25 protein-coding genes are annotated in these 17,363 nt (G+C 44.4%); all 25 read right to left on the bottom strand.

Annotation, left to right across the window (positions count from 1 at the left end; all coding sequences use genetic code 11):
* Positions 1-13: 13 nt before the first annotated feature.
* Positions 14-565 carry a 50S ribosomal protein L6 gene (rplF, locus tag H8S65_RS12090; RefSeq protein ID WP_008149927.1) on the bottom strand — a complete coding sequence of 184 codons (552 nt, stop codon included), beginning with the start codon at positions 563-565 and terminating at the stop codon, positions 14-16.
* A 16-nt stretch (positions 566-581) separates the two neighbouring features.
* Positions 582-977 carry a 30S ribosomal protein S8 gene (rpsH, locus tag H8S65_RS12085; protein ID WP_005634758.1) on the bottom strand — a complete coding sequence of 132 codons (396 nt, stop codon included), beginning with the start codon at positions 975-977 and terminating at the stop codon, positions 582-584.
* 57 nt (positions 978-1,034) lie between these two features.
* Positions 1,035-1,304, bottom strand: coding sequence for a 30S ribosomal protein S14 (gene rpsN / locus H8S65_RS12080; RefSeq protein WP_005634756.1), 270 nt, complete (start codon positions 1,302-1,304; stop codon positions 1,035-1,037).
* Between the two features lie 6 nt (positions 1,305-1,310).
* Positions 1,311-1,868: a 50S ribosomal protein L5 gene (rplE, locus tag H8S65_RS12075; protein ID WP_008149932.1), complete on the bottom strand. Its 558-nt coding sequence runs from the start codon at positions 1,866-1,868 to the stop codon at positions 1,311-1,313.
* Positions 1,868-2,188, bottom strand: a complete 321-nt coding sequence (gene rplX, locus H8S65_RS12070; protein ID WP_005634752.1) for a 50S ribosomal protein L24 — start codon at positions 2,186-2,188, stop codon at positions 1,868-1,870. The genes rplE and rplX overlap by 1 nt, the downstream gene beginning before the upstream one ends.
* Before the next feature lie 19 nt (positions 2,189-2,207).
* On the bottom strand, positions 2,208-2,573 hold the full coding sequence (rplN, locus tag H8S65_RS12065) for a 50S ribosomal protein L14 (RefSeq protein ID WP_008149935.1): 366 nt from the start codon (positions 2,571-2,573) through the stop codon (positions 2,208-2,210).
* Between the two features lies 1 nt (position 2,574).
* Positions 2,575-2,832: a 30S ribosomal protein S17 gene (rpsQ, locus tag H8S65_RS12060; RefSeq protein WP_115497989.1), complete on the bottom strand. Its 258-nt coding sequence runs from the start codon at positions 2,830-2,832 to the stop codon at positions 2,575-2,577.
* 9 nt (positions 2,833-2,841) lie between these two features.
* A complete protein-coding gene (gene rpmC, locus H8S65_RS12055) occupies positions 2,842-3,039 on the bottom strand; it encodes a 50S ribosomal protein L29 (protein ID WP_186930215.1) in 198 nt (65 codons plus the stop codon).
* 6 nt (positions 3,040-3,045) lie between these two features.
* Positions 3,046-3,480 (bottom strand): 50S ribosomal protein L16, encoded by a 435-nt coding sequence (gene rplP, locus H8S65_RS12050; RefSeq protein WP_005634742.1) that lies wholly within the window; start codon positions 3,478-3,480, stop codon positions 3,046-3,048.
* A 20-nt stretch (positions 3,481-3,500) separates the two neighbouring features.
* Entirely contained in the window at positions 3,501-4,235 is a 735-nt protein-coding gene (gene rpsC / locus H8S65_RS12045) for a 30S ribosomal protein S3 (protein ID WP_186930214.1), read from the bottom strand.
* Between the two features lie 7 nt (positions 4,236-4,242).
* Positions 4,243-4,653 (bottom strand): 50S ribosomal protein L22, encoded by a 411-nt coding sequence (gene rplV, locus H8S65_RS12040; RefSeq protein WP_005634739.1) that lies wholly within the window; start codon positions 4,651-4,653, stop codon positions 4,243-4,245.
* A 49-nt stretch (positions 4,654-4,702) separates the two neighbouring features.
* A complete protein-coding gene (gene rpsS / locus H8S65_RS12035; protein WP_005634738.1) occupies positions 4,703-4,972 on the bottom strand; it encodes a 30S ribosomal protein S19 in 270 nt (89 codons plus the stop codon).
* A gap of 20 nt (positions 4,973-4,992) precedes the next feature.
* The gene (gene rplB, locus H8S65_RS12030) at positions 4,993-5,817 is read right to left on the bottom strand and encodes a 50S ribosomal protein L2 (protein ID WP_186930213.1); all 825 of its coding nucleotides are present in this window, start codon (positions 5,815-5,817) and stop codon (positions 4,993-4,995) included.
* An 8-nt stretch (positions 5,818-5,825) separates the two neighbouring features.
* On the bottom strand, positions 5,826-6,119 hold the full coding sequence (gene rplW / locus H8S65_RS12025; RefSeq protein ID WP_186930212.1) for a 50S ribosomal protein L23: 294 nt from the start codon (positions 6,117-6,119) through the stop codon (positions 5,826-5,828).
* Between the two features lie 11 nt (positions 6,120-6,130).
* Positions 6,131-6,760 carry a 50S ribosomal protein L4 gene (gene rplD, locus H8S65_RS12020; RefSeq protein ID WP_186930211.1) on the bottom strand — a complete coding sequence of 210 codons (630 nt, stop codon included), beginning with the start codon at positions 6,758-6,760 and terminating at the stop codon, positions 6,131-6,133.
* Complete coding sequence (gene rplC, locus H8S65_RS12015) at positions 6,760-7,377, bottom strand: 50S ribosomal protein L3 (RefSeq protein WP_122332063.1); 618 nt, start codon at positions 7,375-7,377, stop codon at positions 6,760-6,762. The genes rplD and rplC overlap by 1 nt, the downstream gene beginning before the upstream one ends.
* 21 nt (positions 7,378-7,398) lie before the next feature.
* Positions 7,399-7,704: a 30S ribosomal protein S10 gene (gene rpsJ, locus H8S65_RS12010; protein ID WP_005634728.1), complete on the bottom strand. Its 306-nt coding sequence runs from the start codon at positions 7,702-7,704 to the stop codon at positions 7,399-7,401.
* Positions 7,705-7,725: 21 nt separating this feature from the next.
* Positions 7,726-9,849: an elongation factor G gene (gene fusA / locus H8S65_RS12005; RefSeq protein WP_186930210.1), complete on the bottom strand. Its 2,124-nt coding sequence runs from the start codon at positions 9,847-9,849 to the stop codon at positions 7,726-7,728.
* Between the two features lie 21 nt (positions 9,850-9,870).
* Positions 9,871-10,347: a 30S ribosomal protein S7 gene (gene rpsG / locus H8S65_RS12000; protein WP_008149961.1), complete on the bottom strand. Its 477-nt coding sequence runs from the start codon at positions 10,345-10,347 to the stop codon at positions 9,871-9,873.
* Between the two features lie 156 nt (positions 10,348-10,503).
* Positions 10,504-10,914, bottom strand: a complete 411-nt coding sequence (gene rpsL, locus H8S65_RS11995) for a 30S ribosomal protein S12 (RefSeq protein ID WP_005634721.1) — start codon at positions 10,912-10,914, stop codon at positions 10,504-10,506.
* A 320-nt stretch (positions 10,915-11,234) separates the two neighbouring features.
* Complete coding sequence (gene mutL / locus H8S65_RS11990) at positions 11,235-13,100, bottom strand: DNA mismatch repair endonuclease MutL (protein ID WP_186930209.1); 1,866 nt, start codon at positions 13,098-13,100, stop codon at positions 11,235-11,237.
* Positions 13,097-13,408 (bottom strand): hypothetical protein, encoded by a 312-nt coding sequence (locus H8S65_RS11985; RefSeq protein WP_186930208.1) that lies wholly within the window; start codon positions 13,406-13,408, stop codon positions 13,097-13,099. The genes mutL and H8S65_RS11985 overlap by 4 nt, the downstream gene beginning before the upstream one ends.
* A 27-nt stretch (positions 13,409-13,435) precedes the next feature.
* Complete coding sequence (locus tag H8S65_RS11980) at positions 13,436-15,115, bottom strand: OstA-like protein (protein ID WP_186930207.1); 1,680 nt, start codon at positions 15,113-15,115, stop codon at positions 13,436-13,438.
* Positions 15,112-16,476 carry a peptidylprolyl isomerase gene (locus H8S65_RS11975; RefSeq protein ID WP_186930206.1) on the bottom strand — a complete coding sequence of 455 codons (1,365 nt, stop codon included), beginning with the start codon at positions 16,474-16,476 and terminating at the stop codon, positions 15,112-15,114. The genes H8S65_RS11980 and H8S65_RS11975 overlap by 4 nt, the downstream gene beginning before the upstream one ends.
* Positions 16,477-16,498: 22 nt before the next feature.
* Complete coding sequence (locus H8S65_RS11970) at positions 16,499-17,356, bottom strand: peptidyl-prolyl cis-trans isomerase (RefSeq protein WP_186930205.1); 858 nt, start codon at positions 17,354-17,356, stop codon at positions 16,499-16,501.
* Positions 17,357-17,363: the final 7 nt, after the last annotated feature.

The raw sequence follows: 17,363 nt of genomic DNA, 5'->3' as shown, positions 1-17,363 counted from the left end.
CAGTTTACGTAGATTACTTACCTGCTGATTTACCAGACTTTCTGCGAATTTCTTCACCCACGAACTTAATACCTTTACCTTTATACGGCTCCGGCATTCTGAATGAACGAATCTTAGCACAAATCTGTCCCAGTAATTGTTTATCAGCCGATTCAAGGATAATAAGAGGATTTTTATTTCTCTCTGCCTTTGTTTCAACTTTCACTTCTTTAGGCAACTGCATGTAGATGTTGTGAGTATAACCTAAAGAAAGATCTAACAGCTGACCTGTATTTGTCACACGGTAACCAACACCGACAAGTTCCAGTTCTTTTTTGTATCCTTCTGAACAACCGATCACCATGTTGTTGATCAGCGAACGATACAAACCGTGCAGCGCACGATGGTTCTTTTCGTCTGTCGGACGTGTCAGATGAATGATTCCATCTTCCAAAGTCACATTAATATCAGGATTCACAGCCTGAGTCATTTCGCCTTTGGGACCTTTAACAGTCACAACATTATCCTTAATGGTAACCGTAACACCGGCCGGTACATGAATTGGTAATTTTCCTATTCTTGACATTCTTCTTCCCTCCTAATTAATAAACATAACATAATACTTCACCACCGATCTTCAGATCACGGGCTTCTTTGTCTGTCATCACACCTTTAGAAGTAGAAAGAACGGCAATACCTAAACCATTCAATACTCTCGGCATTTCCTTGTAACCAGTGTACTTACGCAAACCAGGGGTAGAAACTCTCTCAAGTTTCTTGATTGCATTTACTTTGTTTACCAGGTCATACTTCAAGGCAATCTTAATTGTACCCTGAGGACCATCTTCTACAAACTTAAAATTAAGAATGTAACCCTTGTCGAAAAGGATCTTAGTGATCTCTTTCTTTAAATTTGACGCCGGCACTTCAACAACTCTGTGCTTCGCTTTGATTGCGTTACGCAATCTTGTCAAATAATCTGCAATAGGATCTGTCATATATAAATGAATTAAATTGATCCGGCCACCCGGACAATATTTAAATTAAAAAAACTCTTACCAACTTGCTTTCTTTACACCCGGGATTAAACCATGAGATGCCATTTCACGCAGTTGAATACGAGAAATACCGAACTGGCGTACATAGCCTTTCGGACGACCTGTAATTTTGCAACGATTGTGCAAACGTACAGGAGAAGCATTTTTAGGTAAAGCCTGTAAAGCTTCATAGTCTCCAGCTGCTTTCAGTTCTGCTCTTTTAGCAGCGTATTTAGCTACGAGCTTTGCTCTTTTCACCTCACGGGCTTTCATTGATTCCTTTGCCATAACTACTTAGTCTTTTTTTGCATTTTTAAAAGGCAACCCAAATTCTCTCAAGAGAGCATACCCTTCTTCGTCTGTTTTCGCAGAGGTCACAAAGGTAATATTCATTCCCAATATTTTGGTAATATTATCGATATTTATTTCAGGGAAAATGATTTGTTCCTGAATTCCGAGGGTATAATTGCCTCTTCCGTCCAATTTGCTCTCGATTCCCTTGAAGTCACGAATACGAGGAAGAGCTACGCGAACGAGTCTTTCCAGGAATTCGTACATCTGTTCACGACGTAATGTCACCATTACACCGATCGGCATTTTCTTACGCAACTTGAAGTTAGAGATATCCTTCTTTGAAACTGTCGCAACAGCCTTCTGGCCTGTGATTGTAGACAATTCGCTGATGGCGATATCGATAATCTTCTTATCTGCAGCAGCCATACCCAAACCCTGATTGATAACAATCTTCTTCAGTACGGGAACCTGCATTACGGTTTTATAACCGAACTCTTTCGTCAAAGCAGGAACAATTCTGTCCTGATATTCTTTCTTAAGACTGGCAGTATTGCTCATTACTTAATTTCCTCCCCTGATTTTTTAGAATAACGCACTAAAGCACCTTTTTCGTCTAACTTACGACCGATACGTGTCGGCTTACCGGATTTCGGGTCAACAACGTTCAGGTTAGAAATATGAATAGGAGCTTCCTTCTTTTCAATACCTCCTTGAGGATTCTTTGCATTAGGCTTGGTATGCTTTGATACCATATTAATACCTTCTACAATGGCACGGTTGTCTTTTACAAGAACTTCTAAAACACGACCTGTCTTACCTTTGTCTTCGCCGGCATTAACAAAAACTATATCGCCTTTTTTGATATGTAATTTGCTCATTACTTTAAGTTTTACAAAATTAAAGCACTTCAGGTGCAAGTGAAACAATTTTCATGTTTGTTGCACGAAGTTCTCTGGCAACCGGACCAAAGATACGGCTTCCACGAATATCACCACCGGCATTCAACAATACGCAAGCGTTATCATCGAAACGGATGTATGAACCATCCGGGCGGCGGATTTCTTTTTTAGTGCGAACAATGATAGCCTTAGAAACAGCACCCTTCTTCACATCACTTGCCGGGATTACACTTTTAATTGCTACTACAATTACATCCCCTACAGAGGCATAACGTTTTCTTGTACCACCCAAAACGCGAATACACAACGCTTCTTTTGCACCACTGTTATCTGCTACTACTAGTCTTGATTCTTGTTGTATCATGTTACTTAGCCCTTTCGATTATTTGAACTAATCTCCATCTTTTTGTTTTGCTCAAAGGACGAGTTTCCATAATCTTTACAGTATCACCGATACCGCATTCATTCTTTTCGTCATGAGCATGATATTTCTTCGTCTTGCTAACGAACTTTCCATAAATGGGGTGTTTTTCCTTCCATTTAATAGCAACTGTGATGCTCTTATCCATCTTGTTGCTAGTAACCACGCCCGTTCTTTCTTTTCTTAAATTTCTAGTTTCCATCAGGCTCAATTATTTGTTGTTAACTTCTCTCTGGCGCAATTCTGTTTTCATGCGCGCAATCATCCTGCGTTGTTGTTTAATCTGAGCAGGGTTTTCACTCGGAGAAATGCTGTGGTTGATCACTTTCTGATCGTAAGCAGCCACTTCAGCATCAATTCTTTCTACTAACTCCTTCGTGCTTAATTCTCTAATTTCTGCAATCTTCATAACAAATTACGCATTTTGATTAGCCATATCATAATCACGTCTCACAACAAACTTCGTTGTTACCGGAAGCTTCTGTGCAGCTAAGCGCAAAGCTTCTTTAGCAATATCAAAAGGAACCCCTTCGATTTCGAAAATCAAACGACCTGGAGTAACAGGCGCAACAAATCCTTCGGGATTACCTTTACCTTTACCCATACGTACTTCAGCAGGCTTCTTTGTGATTGGTTTGTCCGGGAAAATACGAACCCAAACCTGACCCTGACGTTGCATATAACGAGTTACCGCGATACGAGCAGCTTCGATCTGACGACCGGTAATCCATTTATTTTCTAACGCTTTTATACCAAACGAACCGAATGCCAGCTGGTTGCCACGTTGAGCTTCGCCCTTCATGCGGCCTTTCTGCTGTCTTCTGAACTTGGTTTTCTTTGGTTGTAACATCTCTTCTTAAATTCTAACGTTTAACGATTAGCTTTCTTTCTCTTGAAGTTCTTTTCTCTGCTGCCGCCGGCATTGTCATTTCTGCGACCTGAATCTTTAGAAGCAGCGAATGAAGGAGCAAGATCTCTCTTACCATAAACTTCACCACGGCAGATCCAAACCTTAACGCCGATCAAACCAACCTTCGTCAACGCTTCAGCCAAAGCATAATCAATATCTGCTCTGAATGTGTGTAACGGAGTTCTTCCTTCTTTATACATTTCTGAACGAGCCATTTCAGCACCATTCAAACGACCAGAGACTTGCACTTTAATACCTTCGGCGCCCATTCTCATGGTAGAGGCGATAGCCATCTTGATAGCACGACGGTAAGCAATTTTTCCTTCAAGCTGACGAGCAATATTGTTTGCAACGATAACAGCGTCCAATTCGGGTCTTTTTACCTCAAAGATGTTGATCTGAACTTCTTTGTCGGTAATTTTCTTCAACTCTTCTTTCAACTTATCAACTTCCTGACCACCTTTTCCGATGATGATACCCGGACGTGATGTGCAAACTGTAATTGTAATCAACTTCAGCGTACGTTCAATAACGACGCGAGATACACTAGCTTTAGCAAGACGAGCATTCAGATATTTACGGATTTTGCTATCTTCCAGCAAAGTGTCTCCGTATTTCTTGCCGCCATACCAATTGGAATCCCAACCACGGATAATTCCCAAACGATTACTAATCGGATTAACTTTTTGTCCCATCTACAAATTAATTTTGACTATCGTTTTTACTAAGTGTATCAACAAACAGAGTTACATGGTTCGAACGTTTACGAATTCTGTATCCTCTTCCCTGAGGAGCCGGACGCATTCTCTTCAATGTAGTAGCGCAATCTACGCTGATTGAAGATACGCACAACTCTCCAGCTTCTGCTTTACGTTCATTTTTCTGTTCCCAATTGGCAATAGCTGAACGAAGCAATTTTTCTACTCTTGCTGCAGCTTCCTTGTTAGAAAACTTCAAAACACCAAGTGCACGGAATACTTCCATACCGCGGATCATGTCTACAACGAGACGCATCTTGCGGGGAGAAGTCGGCACGTTCCGCAATTTTGCGAAGTACATGGTCTTCTGAGCTTCTTTTCTTGCTTCAGCTGATATTCTTTTTCTAGCACCCATTTTATTGATTCTTTTTATTTTCAGATTCCTGAATTCCTGTTACTACCGATTATTTTTTCTTGTTACCGGCGTGACCACGGAACGTACGAGTAGGAGAAAACTCTCCCAGTTTATGACCTACCATGTTCTCGGTTACAAAAACAGGAATAAATTTATTTCCATTGTGAACTGCAATAGTATGGCCTACAAAGTCAGGCGAAATCATTGAAGCTCTTGCCCATGTCTTAACGACAGCTTTCTTTCCTGACTCATTCATTGCCAAGACTTTCTTTTCAAGCTTTACATTAATATACGGGCCTTTTTTTAGCGAACGACTCATAGTTTACTTAATTAATCAGATTATTTCTTTCTTCTTTCAATAATATATTTTGAAGAATGCTTCTTCGGAGCTCTTGTCTTCAAGCCCTTAGCATATAAGCCATTGCGAGATCTTGGATGACCTCCGGAAGCACGACCTTCACCACCACCCATCGGGTGATCAACCGGGTTCATTACGACACCACGGTTACGAGGACGACGACCTAACCATCTAGAGCGACCGGCTTTACCTGATTTTTCAAGACCATGGTCTGAATTACCTACACTACCAATTGTAGCCTTACAAGCAGCAAGAATCTTTCTGGTTTCGCCAGAAGGCATCTTAATAATTGCATAATCGCCTTCTTTCGAAGTCAACTGAGCAAAAGCACCGGCAGAACGTACTAACTTAGCACCCTGTCCCGGACGAAGCTCAATGTTGTGAATAATAGTACCAACGGGAATATTTGCCATAGGCAAAGTATTACCTATCTCAGGAGCTGCTTCGCTTCCTGAAACCACTGTCTGGCCAACTTCCAATCCGTTCGGAGCGATGATATAGCTCTTTGCTCCGTCTGCGTAATACAACAGTGCGATACGAGATGTACGGTTAGGATCATACTCGATAGACTTAACTGTTGCAGGAATGCCATCTTTGTTTCTCTTGAAATCGATAAATCTGTACTTCTGTTTGTGACCGCCACCAAGATAACGCATTGTCATCTTACCAGTGTTGTTACGACCACCTGTACTCTTCTTACCTACTACAAGAGACTTTTCTGGTGTACTTGCAGTGATTTTATCAAATGCACCAATAACTTTGTGTCTCTGCCCCGGTGTTGTGGGCTTTAATTTACGTATTCCCATTTCTTTTTTTAGATATTACTAAAGAAATCAATTGTTTCTCCTTCTTTCAACGTTACGATAGCCTTCTTAAAAGCTGATTGTTTGCCATTGATAATACCGGATTTGGTATAACGACTTTTCTGCTTTCCTGAGTAGTTGATGGTGTTAACATCAACTACTGTAACATTATACATGTCTTCAATGGCTTTTTTAATCTCTAACTTGTTGGCATCAGGAGAAACACGAAAACCATAGCGATTATCCATTTTTTCCGTAATCGCTGTTTGCTTCTCAGTTACTATAGGTTTAATAATAATTCCCATTTTTCTACTCCTTATGCGTTAAACAGTTTTTCAATAACAGCTACAGAACTCTCAGTCAATACCAAATTAACAGCGTTTAACACACCGTATGTATTTAGCTCTGAAGCCGTTATGACATTTGCCTTCTCTAAATTTCTGGCCGACAAATATACGAAATTATTTTTCTCTGATAAAACCAAAAGTAACTTTCCGTCAGCCACTTTCAGATTCTTAGCAATTGTTACGAATTCTTTAGTTTTAGGAGCTTCCAGAGCGAAATCTTCTACCACTACGATTGCGTTATTCTTTGCTTTATAAGTCAAGGCAGACTTACGAGCCAAGCCTTTTACTTTCTTGTTCAATTTGAACTCATAATCTCTCGGTTTCGGACCGAATACACGGCCACCACCTACCAATACCGGAGAGTTGATGTCACCACGACGAGCTCCACCACCACCCTTCTGGCGGATCAATTTACGAGTACTACCGGAAACTTCACTTCTTTCTTTAGACTTGTGAGTTCCCTGACGCTGATTAGCCAAATACTGTTTTACATCCAAGTAAATAGCATGATCATTGGGTTCAATGCCAAAGATAGCATCGTTCAATGTTACCTTTCTTCCGGTATCTTCACCTTTAATATTTAATACGCTCAGTTCCATTACTTTTCAATTAATAAGATTGAACCTTTTGCTCCTGGAACAGATCCTTTAACCAATAAAAGATTGTGTTCCGGCATCACCTTGATCACTTGCAGGTTCTGAACGGTTACACGTTCATTACCCATTTGGCCGGCCATACGCATACCTTTGAATACCTTTGCAGGGTAAGAACAGGCACCGATACCACCGGGAGCACGCAGACGGTTATGCTGACCGTGAGTAGTCTGACCTACACCACCGAAACCATGACGCTTTACTACACCCTGGAAACCTTTACCTTTTGATGTACCGACTACATCAACGAAACCTGCATCTTCCAGATAATCTACAGTGATTACATCACCGAGCTTATATTCGGTTTCAAAATTCTTGAACTCGGCCAAGTATCTCTTGGGAGTTACACCTGCCTTTTTAAAGTGGCCCATTTCCGGCTGTGTCGTGTGTTTCTCTTTTTTCTCTTCGAAACCCAACTGTACAGCTTCATAGCCATCATTTTCCAAAGTCTTAATCTGTGTAACTACACAAGGACCCACTTCGATAACAGTGCATGGAAGATTTTTTCCCTCGGCACTGAAAACGGATGTCATTCCGATTTTTTTTCCTAATAATCCTGGCATTTCACTAATTTGTTAATAAACTTACACTTTAATTTCTACTTCAACACCACTGGGCAATTCCAGCTTCATCAATGCGTCAACTGTTTTTGCAGTCGAGCTGTAGATGTCGATTAATCTCTTATAAGAAGAGAGTTCGAACTGCTCACGAGACTTTTTGTTAACGAAAGTCGAGCGGTTCACAGTAAAGATACGCTTATGCGTAGGCAGAGGTATCGGGCCGCTAACAACTGCACCGGTAGCCTTAACCGTCTTTACGATCTTCTCGGCAGACTTGTCTACCAGAGAATAATCGTAAGACTTTAATTTAATTCTGATCTTTTGGCTCATATCTATATATATGTTTCTAAATTATTTGATCAAATCAGCACGACCCTGTACTTCTGTCAATACCTGCTTAGCGATAGAAGAAGATACCTGAGCATAGTGCGAGAACTGCATTGAAGAAGTTGCACGGCCAGAAGTGATAGTACGCAAAGCTGTTACATAGCCGAATGTTTCAGCCAGAGGAACTTTAGCTTTTACGATACGAGCACCTGTACGGCTTGTTTCCATACCTTCAACCTGTCCACGACGTTTGTTCAAGTCGCCGATTACATCACCCATGCTTTCTTCCGGAGTAACGACTTCCATCTGCATGATCGGTTCCATCAAAGCAGGACCTGCCTTTTCGGAAGCGCTCTTGAATGCCTGGATTGCACAAATTTCGAAAGACAACTGGTCAGAGTCGACCGGGTGGAATGAACCATCGATCAATGTTACTTTCAATTTATCCAACGGATAGCCGGCAAGGATACCGTTCTTCATTGCTTTTTCGAAACCTTTCTGGACAGACGGGATGAATTCCTTCGGAATGTTACCGCCCTTCACTTCATCGACGAACTGCAGAGTTCCTTCGAAACTTTCGTCAGCCGGTTCGATACGAACGATGATATCAGCAAACTTACCACGACCACCGGACTGTTTCTTGTAAACTTCACGAAGTTCAACCGATTTTGTGATAGCTTCCTTGTAAGTAACCTGAGGTTTACCCTGATTACATTCAACCTTGAATTCGCGACGCAGACGGTCAACGATGATATCCAAGTGAAGCTCACCCATACCGCTAATGACAGTCTGACCTGTTTCTTCGTTAGTCTGTACACGGAACGTCGGGTCTTCTTCAGCCAGCTTAGCCAATCCCATACCCAGTTTATCCAGGTCTTTCTGAGTCTTAGGCTCTACTGCGATACCGATAACCGGATCGGGGAAGTCCATTGATTCCAATGTGATCGGATGGTTTTCGTCACACAATGTATCACCTGTACGGATATCCTTGAAACCAACACCAGCACCAATATCACCACAACCGATAGCTTCCATCGGGTTCTGTTTGTTCGAGTGCATCTGGAACAAGCGAGAGATACGTTCTTTCTTGCCAGAGCGTGTGTTGTAAACGTAAGAGCCAGCCGTTAAAGAACCAGCATATACGCGGAAGAAGCACAGACGGCCTACATACGGGTCTGTAGCGATCTTAAACGCCAAAGCAGTCAACGGTTCTTCGAAAACAGGCTTACGGATGATAACCTTTTCAGGATCGCTCGGATCAGTACCTTCGATTGCCGGAGTATCTTCAGGAGAAGGCAGGAATGCACAAACTGCATCCAGCAACGTCTGGACACCCTTGTTCTTGAAAGAAGAACCACAAGTCATCGGGTTGATCTGCATTGCCAAAGTCCCCTTACGGATAGCAGCGTTGATTTCTTCTTCTGTGATAGTAGAAGGATCGTCGAAGTATTTTTCCATGATAGCGTCATCGCATTCAGCCAGAGCTTCAAGCATCTTATCGCGCCATTCTTCAGCTTCAGCCTGCAAATCTGCCGGAATTTCTTCCACGCTATACTCAGCACCCATTGATTCGTCGTGCCAGAAAATAGCTTTCATCTTAATCAGGTCTACTACACCTTTGAAAGTTTCTTCAGCGCCGATAGGGATCTGGATAGGACACGGATGAGCGCCCAGGATTTCCTTCATCTGGCGGATAACTTCGTAGTAGTTTGCACCTGAACGGTCCATTTTGTTTACATAACCGATACGAGGCACATTATATTTGTCAGCCTGGCGCCATACGGTTTCAGACTGCGGTTCCACACCACCTACGGCACAGAAAGTAGCAACAGCACCGTCCAGTACGCGAAGAGAACGCTCAACTTCCACTGTAAAGTCAACGTGTCCCGGAGTGTCAATCAAGTTGATCTTATATTTGTTGCCCAAATAGTTCCAGAAAGTAGTCGTTGCAGCAGATGTAATTGTAATACCGCGTTCCTGCTCCTGGGCCATCCAGTCCATCGTAGCAGTGCCATCATGCGTTTCACCGATCTTATGGGTCAGACCTGTGTAAAACAAGATACGTTCAGAAGTAGTTGTTTTACCAGCATCGATGTGAGCCATGATACCGATGTTTCTTGTAAACATTAATTGTTTATCGTTTGCCATATTCTTTCTTAGCCTTTATAATTAAAATCTGAAGTGAGCGAATGCACGGTTAGCTTCGGCCATACGGTGCATATCTTCTTTTCTTTTGAATGCTCCACCCTGGTTGTTGAAAGCATCTACAATCTCTGCAGACAGCTTGTCAGCCATAGTCTTACCACCTCTCTTACGTGAGAAGATGATCAGGTTCTTCATTGAAATTGATTCTTTACGATCGGGGCGGATTTCAGTAGGGACCTGGAAAGTAGCGCCACCGACACGGCGGGATTTCACTTCGACTTGAGGAGTAATATTGTCGAGTGCAGCTTTCCAAATTTCGAGAGCGGACTTTTCTTCGTTAGGCAATTTGGCCTTAACTGTTTCCAAAGCGGAATAGAAAATTTCGAAGGCAGTATTTTTCTTGCCATCATACATCAAATGGTTAACGAATCTCGTAACCTTAACATCACCGAAAACAGGATCCGGGAGGATCTGTCTTTTCTTTGGTTTTGCTTTTCTCATTTTGTTTTCAAAAATTTCGTTCTTGTTTCTTGGTTGCCTTTAATACGTCTTCAACGGTTCCGCTGAACCATTTACTCAACCTTATAGCCTATCCAAATAACTCAAACCAGCTTTAATACTTAAATTTAAATTCTCAGTTTGAAGGGATGTAACTAATTACTTCTTCTTTCCTTTAGCTGCAGCAGCTGCCTGTCCCGGTTTCGGACGTTTAGCGCCGTATTTGGAACGTCTCTGAGTACGTCCGTTTACGCCAGCTGTATCCAAGGTTCCACGTACAATGTGATAACGTACACCAGGAAGGTCCTTCACACGGCCACCGCGAACCAATACGATCGAGTGTTCCTGCAGGTTGTGTCCTTCTCCCGGAATGTAAGAGTTTACTTCTTTTCCATTTGTCAAACGAACTCTCGCTACTTTACGCATTGCAGAGTTAGGCTTCTTCGGAGTTGTAGTGTAAACACGTACGCAAACGCCACGTCTCTGCGGACATGAATCCAATGCGGGTGATTTACCCTTTTCCACCAAAGTTTCCCTTCCTTTTCTAACTAATTGCTGAATTGTAGGCATTTCTTTTCTTTTTTAAACTTTGAATGTGTTATTATTATAATTATCTATTTCTTTATTTTGAGCTGCAAAGGTACACATTATTTTCGGACTATCAACAAGTTGCGCCTTCTTTTTCGCACACTTCACGCTAAAACGCTGCAAAGGTACGCATTTGTTCCCGTTTCACAAGACGCACCTTTTATCCATTTACAAATAATTAACAATTAATTTTCCATCGGAGTCCCGCAAGCCGAGAAACCGATGCCCATCGGATGCCAATTCCATGCCTATCGACCCGACAACGGATGCCTATCGGTTCCTATATCGATGCGGGGGCAAAGTCACCTGAAACGTTTCTCCAATTCTTCGTCCGTCAATTTCGAGATAATGGTCTTTCCATCGGGAGTCAGGTTCGATTCCTGGCAGGAAAAAAGAGAGGCGAGCAAGTTGTCCATTTCTTGGCCGGAAAGGATTTTCCCCGGACGGATAGCAGCCGCTTTAGCAAGAGAAAGCGCCAGCGAATCACAGATTTCCTCATGCACTTCACAACCGGTCTCGATCGCGCGATCCACCATATTCCGGATCAAAGACACCGGATCAAGATTCTCCACACCGGCGGGAAGACCGTTGATGGCATAGCTGTTATTCCCCAGGTTCGTCAGATCAAAACCGATAAAACGCATGTCTTCGAGCAAAGCAGGCAGGACAGCGGCTTCGCCGGCGGTAAACTCGACAATCTCAGGGAAAAGGACTTGCTGGGAAGCGCCCCGCTGCTGCCTGATGTTCGCGATGTACTGGTCGAACAGGATACGGACATGGGCACGGTGCTGGTCGATCAAGGCCAAGCCCGACTTCAAAGAGGTTAGGATATATTTTCCTTTATATTGGTAACAGGGGTTGGACACATCATTGAACAAACTGCCCGAAGCATCCTGGACAGCCACTTCGTCCGCCTCGATGGCCGGTTCGGAAACATCCGATGCCAAGAGGGTTTCGGCTAATGCCGGATCCTGCCCTACAGCGGCGCGGTCTTCCTCGAAATCATTATAAAGCTTGGACCAGTCGAACTCCGGCTTCTTATAGGAAGAGGTTTCAAAAGGATTATATCCGGAATCCACCTGCACGCGGGGAGCTTTATGAGAAGCCGTTTCCTTCACGGGATTATACACCGGGATATCGATAGCGTCTTCCACATCGAAATCGATGGTCGGGATCGCGCTGGACTTGGCCAATGCTTCACGGGTCGCAGCCATCAGGATTTGCCAGATCGGCTGTTCGTTTTCAAACTTGATCTCCGTCTTGGTCGGATGGATATTGACATCTATCGCCGCCGGGTCGAGCGTGAAGTAGATAAAGTAGTTCGGTTGTTCGCCTGCCGGGACGAGTTGCTCGTAAGCCTGCATGATCGCTTTGTGAAAATACGGATGCTTCATGAAACGTCCGTTTACAAAGAAATACTGCAAAGCTCCCCTCTTCTTTGCCGAATCGGGCCGCCCCACAAAGCCGGAAACCGTCACCAGCGAACTTTGCGCATCCACAGAAAGGAGTTTCTGGTTCAGCGTTTTTCCATATACATTAATAATACGTTGCCTCAAGCCGGACTCAGGCAGGTTGAATATCTCCGTATCGTTATGATAAAGAGACAAAGCGACCTGCGGATTGACCAGTGCAATCCGTTCGAACTCATTGATGATATTCCGGAACTCCGTCTCATTCGACTTCAGGAACTTCCGACGGGCCGGGACATTGAAGAAAAGGTTCTTAACCGAAAAAATACTCCCTTCAGTGCAGGCATCCGGTTCGACGCTCTCTAATTCGGAACCCGAAAAAACAAGATGAGTACCCAACTCGGCTCCTTTCAGGCGTGTACGGAGTTCCACTTGCGAGACCGCCACTATCGAAGCAAGCGCCTCGCCGCGGAATCCCATCGTATGGAGGGAAAAAAGATCGTCGGCGGATGAAATCTTCGAAGTTGCATGCCGTTCGAAAGCCATACGGGCATCCGTCTCGGACATACCCTTTCCATCATCGATCACCTGGACCAATGTACGACCGGCATCCTTTATATTCACCTGAATATGTCCGGCTCCGGCATCCACCGCGTTTTCCACCAGCTCTTTCACGACAGAGGCAGGACGCTGGATAACCTCGCCCGCCGCTATCTGATTGGCGATACTGTCAGGAAGTAAATGAATTATATCGCTCATTGCATAAACAAAACCCAGAATAAGGCAGCCAATACAGCAGCTGCAACCAGCAGTTTCACATTCTTATAAGTACGACTCCGGCTATCGTCGCCTTTGTCGCGGCTTTTCTTCAAATGCGAAGTACCTTCTATAAAGCTACCTTTGATCTCAGCTTTATAATCTTCTGCGCTTAACTGGTCATCCATGCCAATCTCACGTTTCACCTTACGGATGCGATCTTCCATAGCCTCCTTGTGAGGGTCCCAGTAGATCGGCTTGTGAGCATACTGGCGAGGTTTCCGCACATTATAAAATGAGAATAATGCCATAGTCTTTTATTGTTTGAAAATTCTTTGCTAATGTACGAATTTATTGCTTCTCTTGGGTGATTCCGTCGCTTTTCTTTTCACTACCTCGTAAATGTCATCCTTATTCTTCGGACGCAGATAGTCGAACCAATAAAAATCTTTCAACATCTTTTGGTCGGGCTTCAGGTCCGGGATCGGGGTCATGCTGCCGACCGGACTCGGCCAGATTTTCAGTTTATCCAGTTTATTGTCTTTCACCCAGATCGTCAGGAATCCGCTCTTGGTCTCATTCAACCCGACCTTCGCTCCGTCCTTTTCCAACGGATAGAAAATAGATTCGGCATTTCCCGCCACATCGATCTGATGAACAGCCTGTCCCTCGAAATAGGCTTTCAGGTCGTTCCCCTTCAACTGGTTATAGTAGCTCGAATCGACATGTTGTGCCGCAAAAGCGAACTGGATCACATGGGCGTAGTCGATCGTACTGTCATTCATATAAATGGCGATCGTATCGCCATACAGTTGATATTGTTCGTTCCAGAGAACCGGCTCCGTGTACATATATAATACGGAATCGCGCGTGTTGAACTGCATGGAGTCGCAAACGCCTTGCATATCGGTCCGGTAGAAACGCACGCCGTAGTAGGCCTTGATCTCCCGGTAAGTAGAGTCGATGGTCACCATCTGCAACGTATCGGCATGCAGGAACAAAGTGTCGCCCTGCGAATATTCAAGGAAGCGCGCGCTGTCGGTTGCAAAAGCATATCCGGTCTGTTCATTATAATACCCATATTCGCCTTGCAGCGTCACATGCTGGGCCGTATCGATCAGGCTCATATTCCCATAGACCTCTCCCATGCCCGTATCCCGGTTATAGAAGATGGAGTCGCCGATCAGGATCTTCTCTCCCGATTCAACCTGCGAGCGGTCCAGCAAAAGGGAGGTGTTGTTCACCGTATCATACCATCCTCTTGAAGTATGGATCGTGCCGCTGTCCGAAACAATGACAGAGGGTCCCAAGATGGTAGCGATCTTGGATTCCGTATCATAATGCAAAGTATCGGAATATAAAGTGAAGTCGGGGTTCTCAAGCTGCACGCTGTCGTTGAACACTGCCAGCTTCGTCCCCGGAGAATATTGTCCGTAGAAAGAGGAAAGTTGATTCAGGGAGTCCACAATCAAACCACCATCAAAATAGTATCCGATATTCGGAATACGCTCATAATTGAGGCTGTCCGTGAAGAGCGTCACCTGCCCGTTCTCCATCCTGACATTCTCGCGCAGATAAGCGACCTGCGTGTTTCCGTCATAAAAAAGATAATCCCCGTAGACAAACAGGGTGTCTCCCTGCTCCATCCTGACATTGCTGAACGCTTCGAGCGAATTGGTCTGCTCGAAGAAGTACGCGCTGTCGCAATACATATATGAACTGTCATGCCGGAAACAGACATCGCCGTTCAGGATTTGCGCATCCGGCATGACCGCCTTGTCAAAAGACAACGTATTGGAATGGATCAGGTAGACCTTCGTCTTTTTGGCCGGGACCGTATCCGTCGCGACCTGCAAGCTATCGGCAGCCACCAGGCTGTCCACAGGGGCAAGCGTTACGTCTTGTGCGGTAATGACAGTCGTATCTGCGCGGGCAATGCTATCCTGAGCCTGTGCAAAAGCACAGACCGCCAACAGTAAAAACAGACCTGTGAAAATAAATTTATTTACAGTCCTCATTCTTTAACCCAGCCAGGATACTGGAAGTCACAATTACGCCAGCCGTCGCTGATACGCACGTATGTGCTTTTCTGCTTCTTAATGATCCAGTCATGCAGCAGCTCTTCGCGTTTCCGCGATTCGACGATCGACTTCAAAGCCTGATAGTCATCCGATATATTTGCCTTATGCTGGTCCACTCTGGCTTTCAGTTTTACAATAGCAACTATTTCTTTCTGCTTGTCGTTAATCATGGTGAACGGCTTGGAGATGTCGCCCACCTGCATCGTATAAACCATCTTGCCGATTTCCTGCGGAAGCTCGGACATTTCGAATTTCGGAGTGCTGTGGTTGTCGCTTTCAAATTTCTGGTTCACCATCAAACCTTTGTTATTTCTCGTGTCCTTGTCGGCCGAGATGAATGTCGCCGCCTCTTCGAATGTAAACTTCTTTGCCGTCAAGTCGTTATACAACGAGTCCATACGCGTCATACAGTCGTTCAATTCCTTGTCCGAAACTTTCGGTTTCAACAGGATATGGCGGCAGTTGATACGGTCGCCTCGTTTTTCGATCAACTGGATGATATGGAAGCCGTATTCCGTCTGCACGATCTGGGAAATCCGTTTCGAGTCTTTCAAGTTGAAAGCGACGTTGGCAAACTCAGGCAACAAGCTCCCTTTCCCCAAAAATCCCAGTTCGCCGCCCCTTTTGGCCGACTCCGGGTCTTCCGAATACAGGCGGGCCAATGTCGAGAATTCATATTTCCCACTGTTGATATCATCGGTAAACTGGCGGAGGCGCGCCTTGATGGCATCCGTCTCTTCAAACGGGATCTTCGGTTCCATCGTGATGATCTGCACTTCGACCGTTGTCGGGATATTAGGCAGACTGTCTTTGGACAACTGGCTGTAATATTTACGCACTTCGGCAGGCGTCAGCTTGATCTCCCCGATCAATTGGCGTTTCATCTGTTCCACGGTCTGTTGCTCCATGATCATTTCCTTGCGCTCGTCCTTGATCTGGGAAATCTTCTTGCTGAAATATTCCTCCACTTTTTCCTTGGAACCCAATTGGTTGATCACGAAATTGATCCAACGGTCCGTTTCCTGGATCACCTGGCTTTCGCTCACTTCCACACTATCGATCTTCGCCTGGTTCAGGAACAGTTTCTGAACGGCAATCTGTTCGGGGAGCACGCAATAAGGGTCACCGTCAAAACGTTGTCCCTCGTTTTGCAGATATAAACGCTGGCTCTCGATGTCCGAACGCAAAATCGCATCATCTCCTACCACCCACACTATCTCATCAATCACATTATCCTGTGCATAAACCACACAAGATAAACAGGCAAGAATGAATACTGTTAAAATCTTTTTCATCATGTACTTCTCTATAAGCTGCCAATCACGGTTCCGTGTAAAACTCAACGTCACCGCTCCTGACCGCGTCATTATATAATTCTTCTTCAAATTTCTTCAAAAATTCCACCTTACGCAGATTCGTCAGCATCTCCACGATCTGCGCACTGGCATAGTCGTATGGCGCCACACCTCCGACAGGCAGATATTCCTTAATATTCAACAGATAGCAATATGTACTATCCGAGACTTCGACAAACTTGTTTGCCTTCAGGAAGTCATTCGCATTCGACACATGCACCGGAATATTATCCATCACCTGGTCAAAGTCCACCCATTTGTCGTAAAAGTAGTCATAAATACTGGCATTCTGCACACTATACTTCTCAATTTTTTCTAAAGAAGCCTCAGAAGTCGATCTATACCATCCCTTTACATCAGAAAGCCCGGGGGCATCCACCGGGATCTTCAGGAAGAGGCCTTTCACCAAAGCCTTGTCCAATACAAACTTTTTCTGGTTTTCTTCGTAATAACTCAGCTTGTCGCTTTCCTGAAATTCAGAAGAAAGCCTTTCTCTTATCAACTGTTCCTGATACCGGTAGCGGATCAGCGAATGACGGTATTCCTCCACCAGCTTATCCACTTCCGCCTTGTCTTCCCCCTCCAAGTTGCGCAGTGCCACATCGTAGACCAAGGCATCTTTCACCCACTTCTTTTCCAGGCTTTCGGCAAGCAACAAGCTGTCGGCCGAGGATAATCCGCGCGGGATCAACTGCTTTATCTCCGAACGTCCGAGCGTCCGGTCCTTCACTTTTACCAACACATCCGCATCATCCGTGGGCTGCGCTCCTTTACAAGAACACAGCAAAGATACGAATGCTATAAAAATGAAGCAATATCTCATATAACTT

Source organism: Parabacteroides hominis, from assembly GCF_014287585.1.
GTDB lineage: Bacteria > Bacteroidota > Bacteroidia > Bacteroidales > Tannerellaceae > Parabacteroides > Parabacteroides hominis.
Note: the sequence above shows the minus strand (reverse complement) of the source record. Positions and strands in the feature narration are given on the sequence as shown.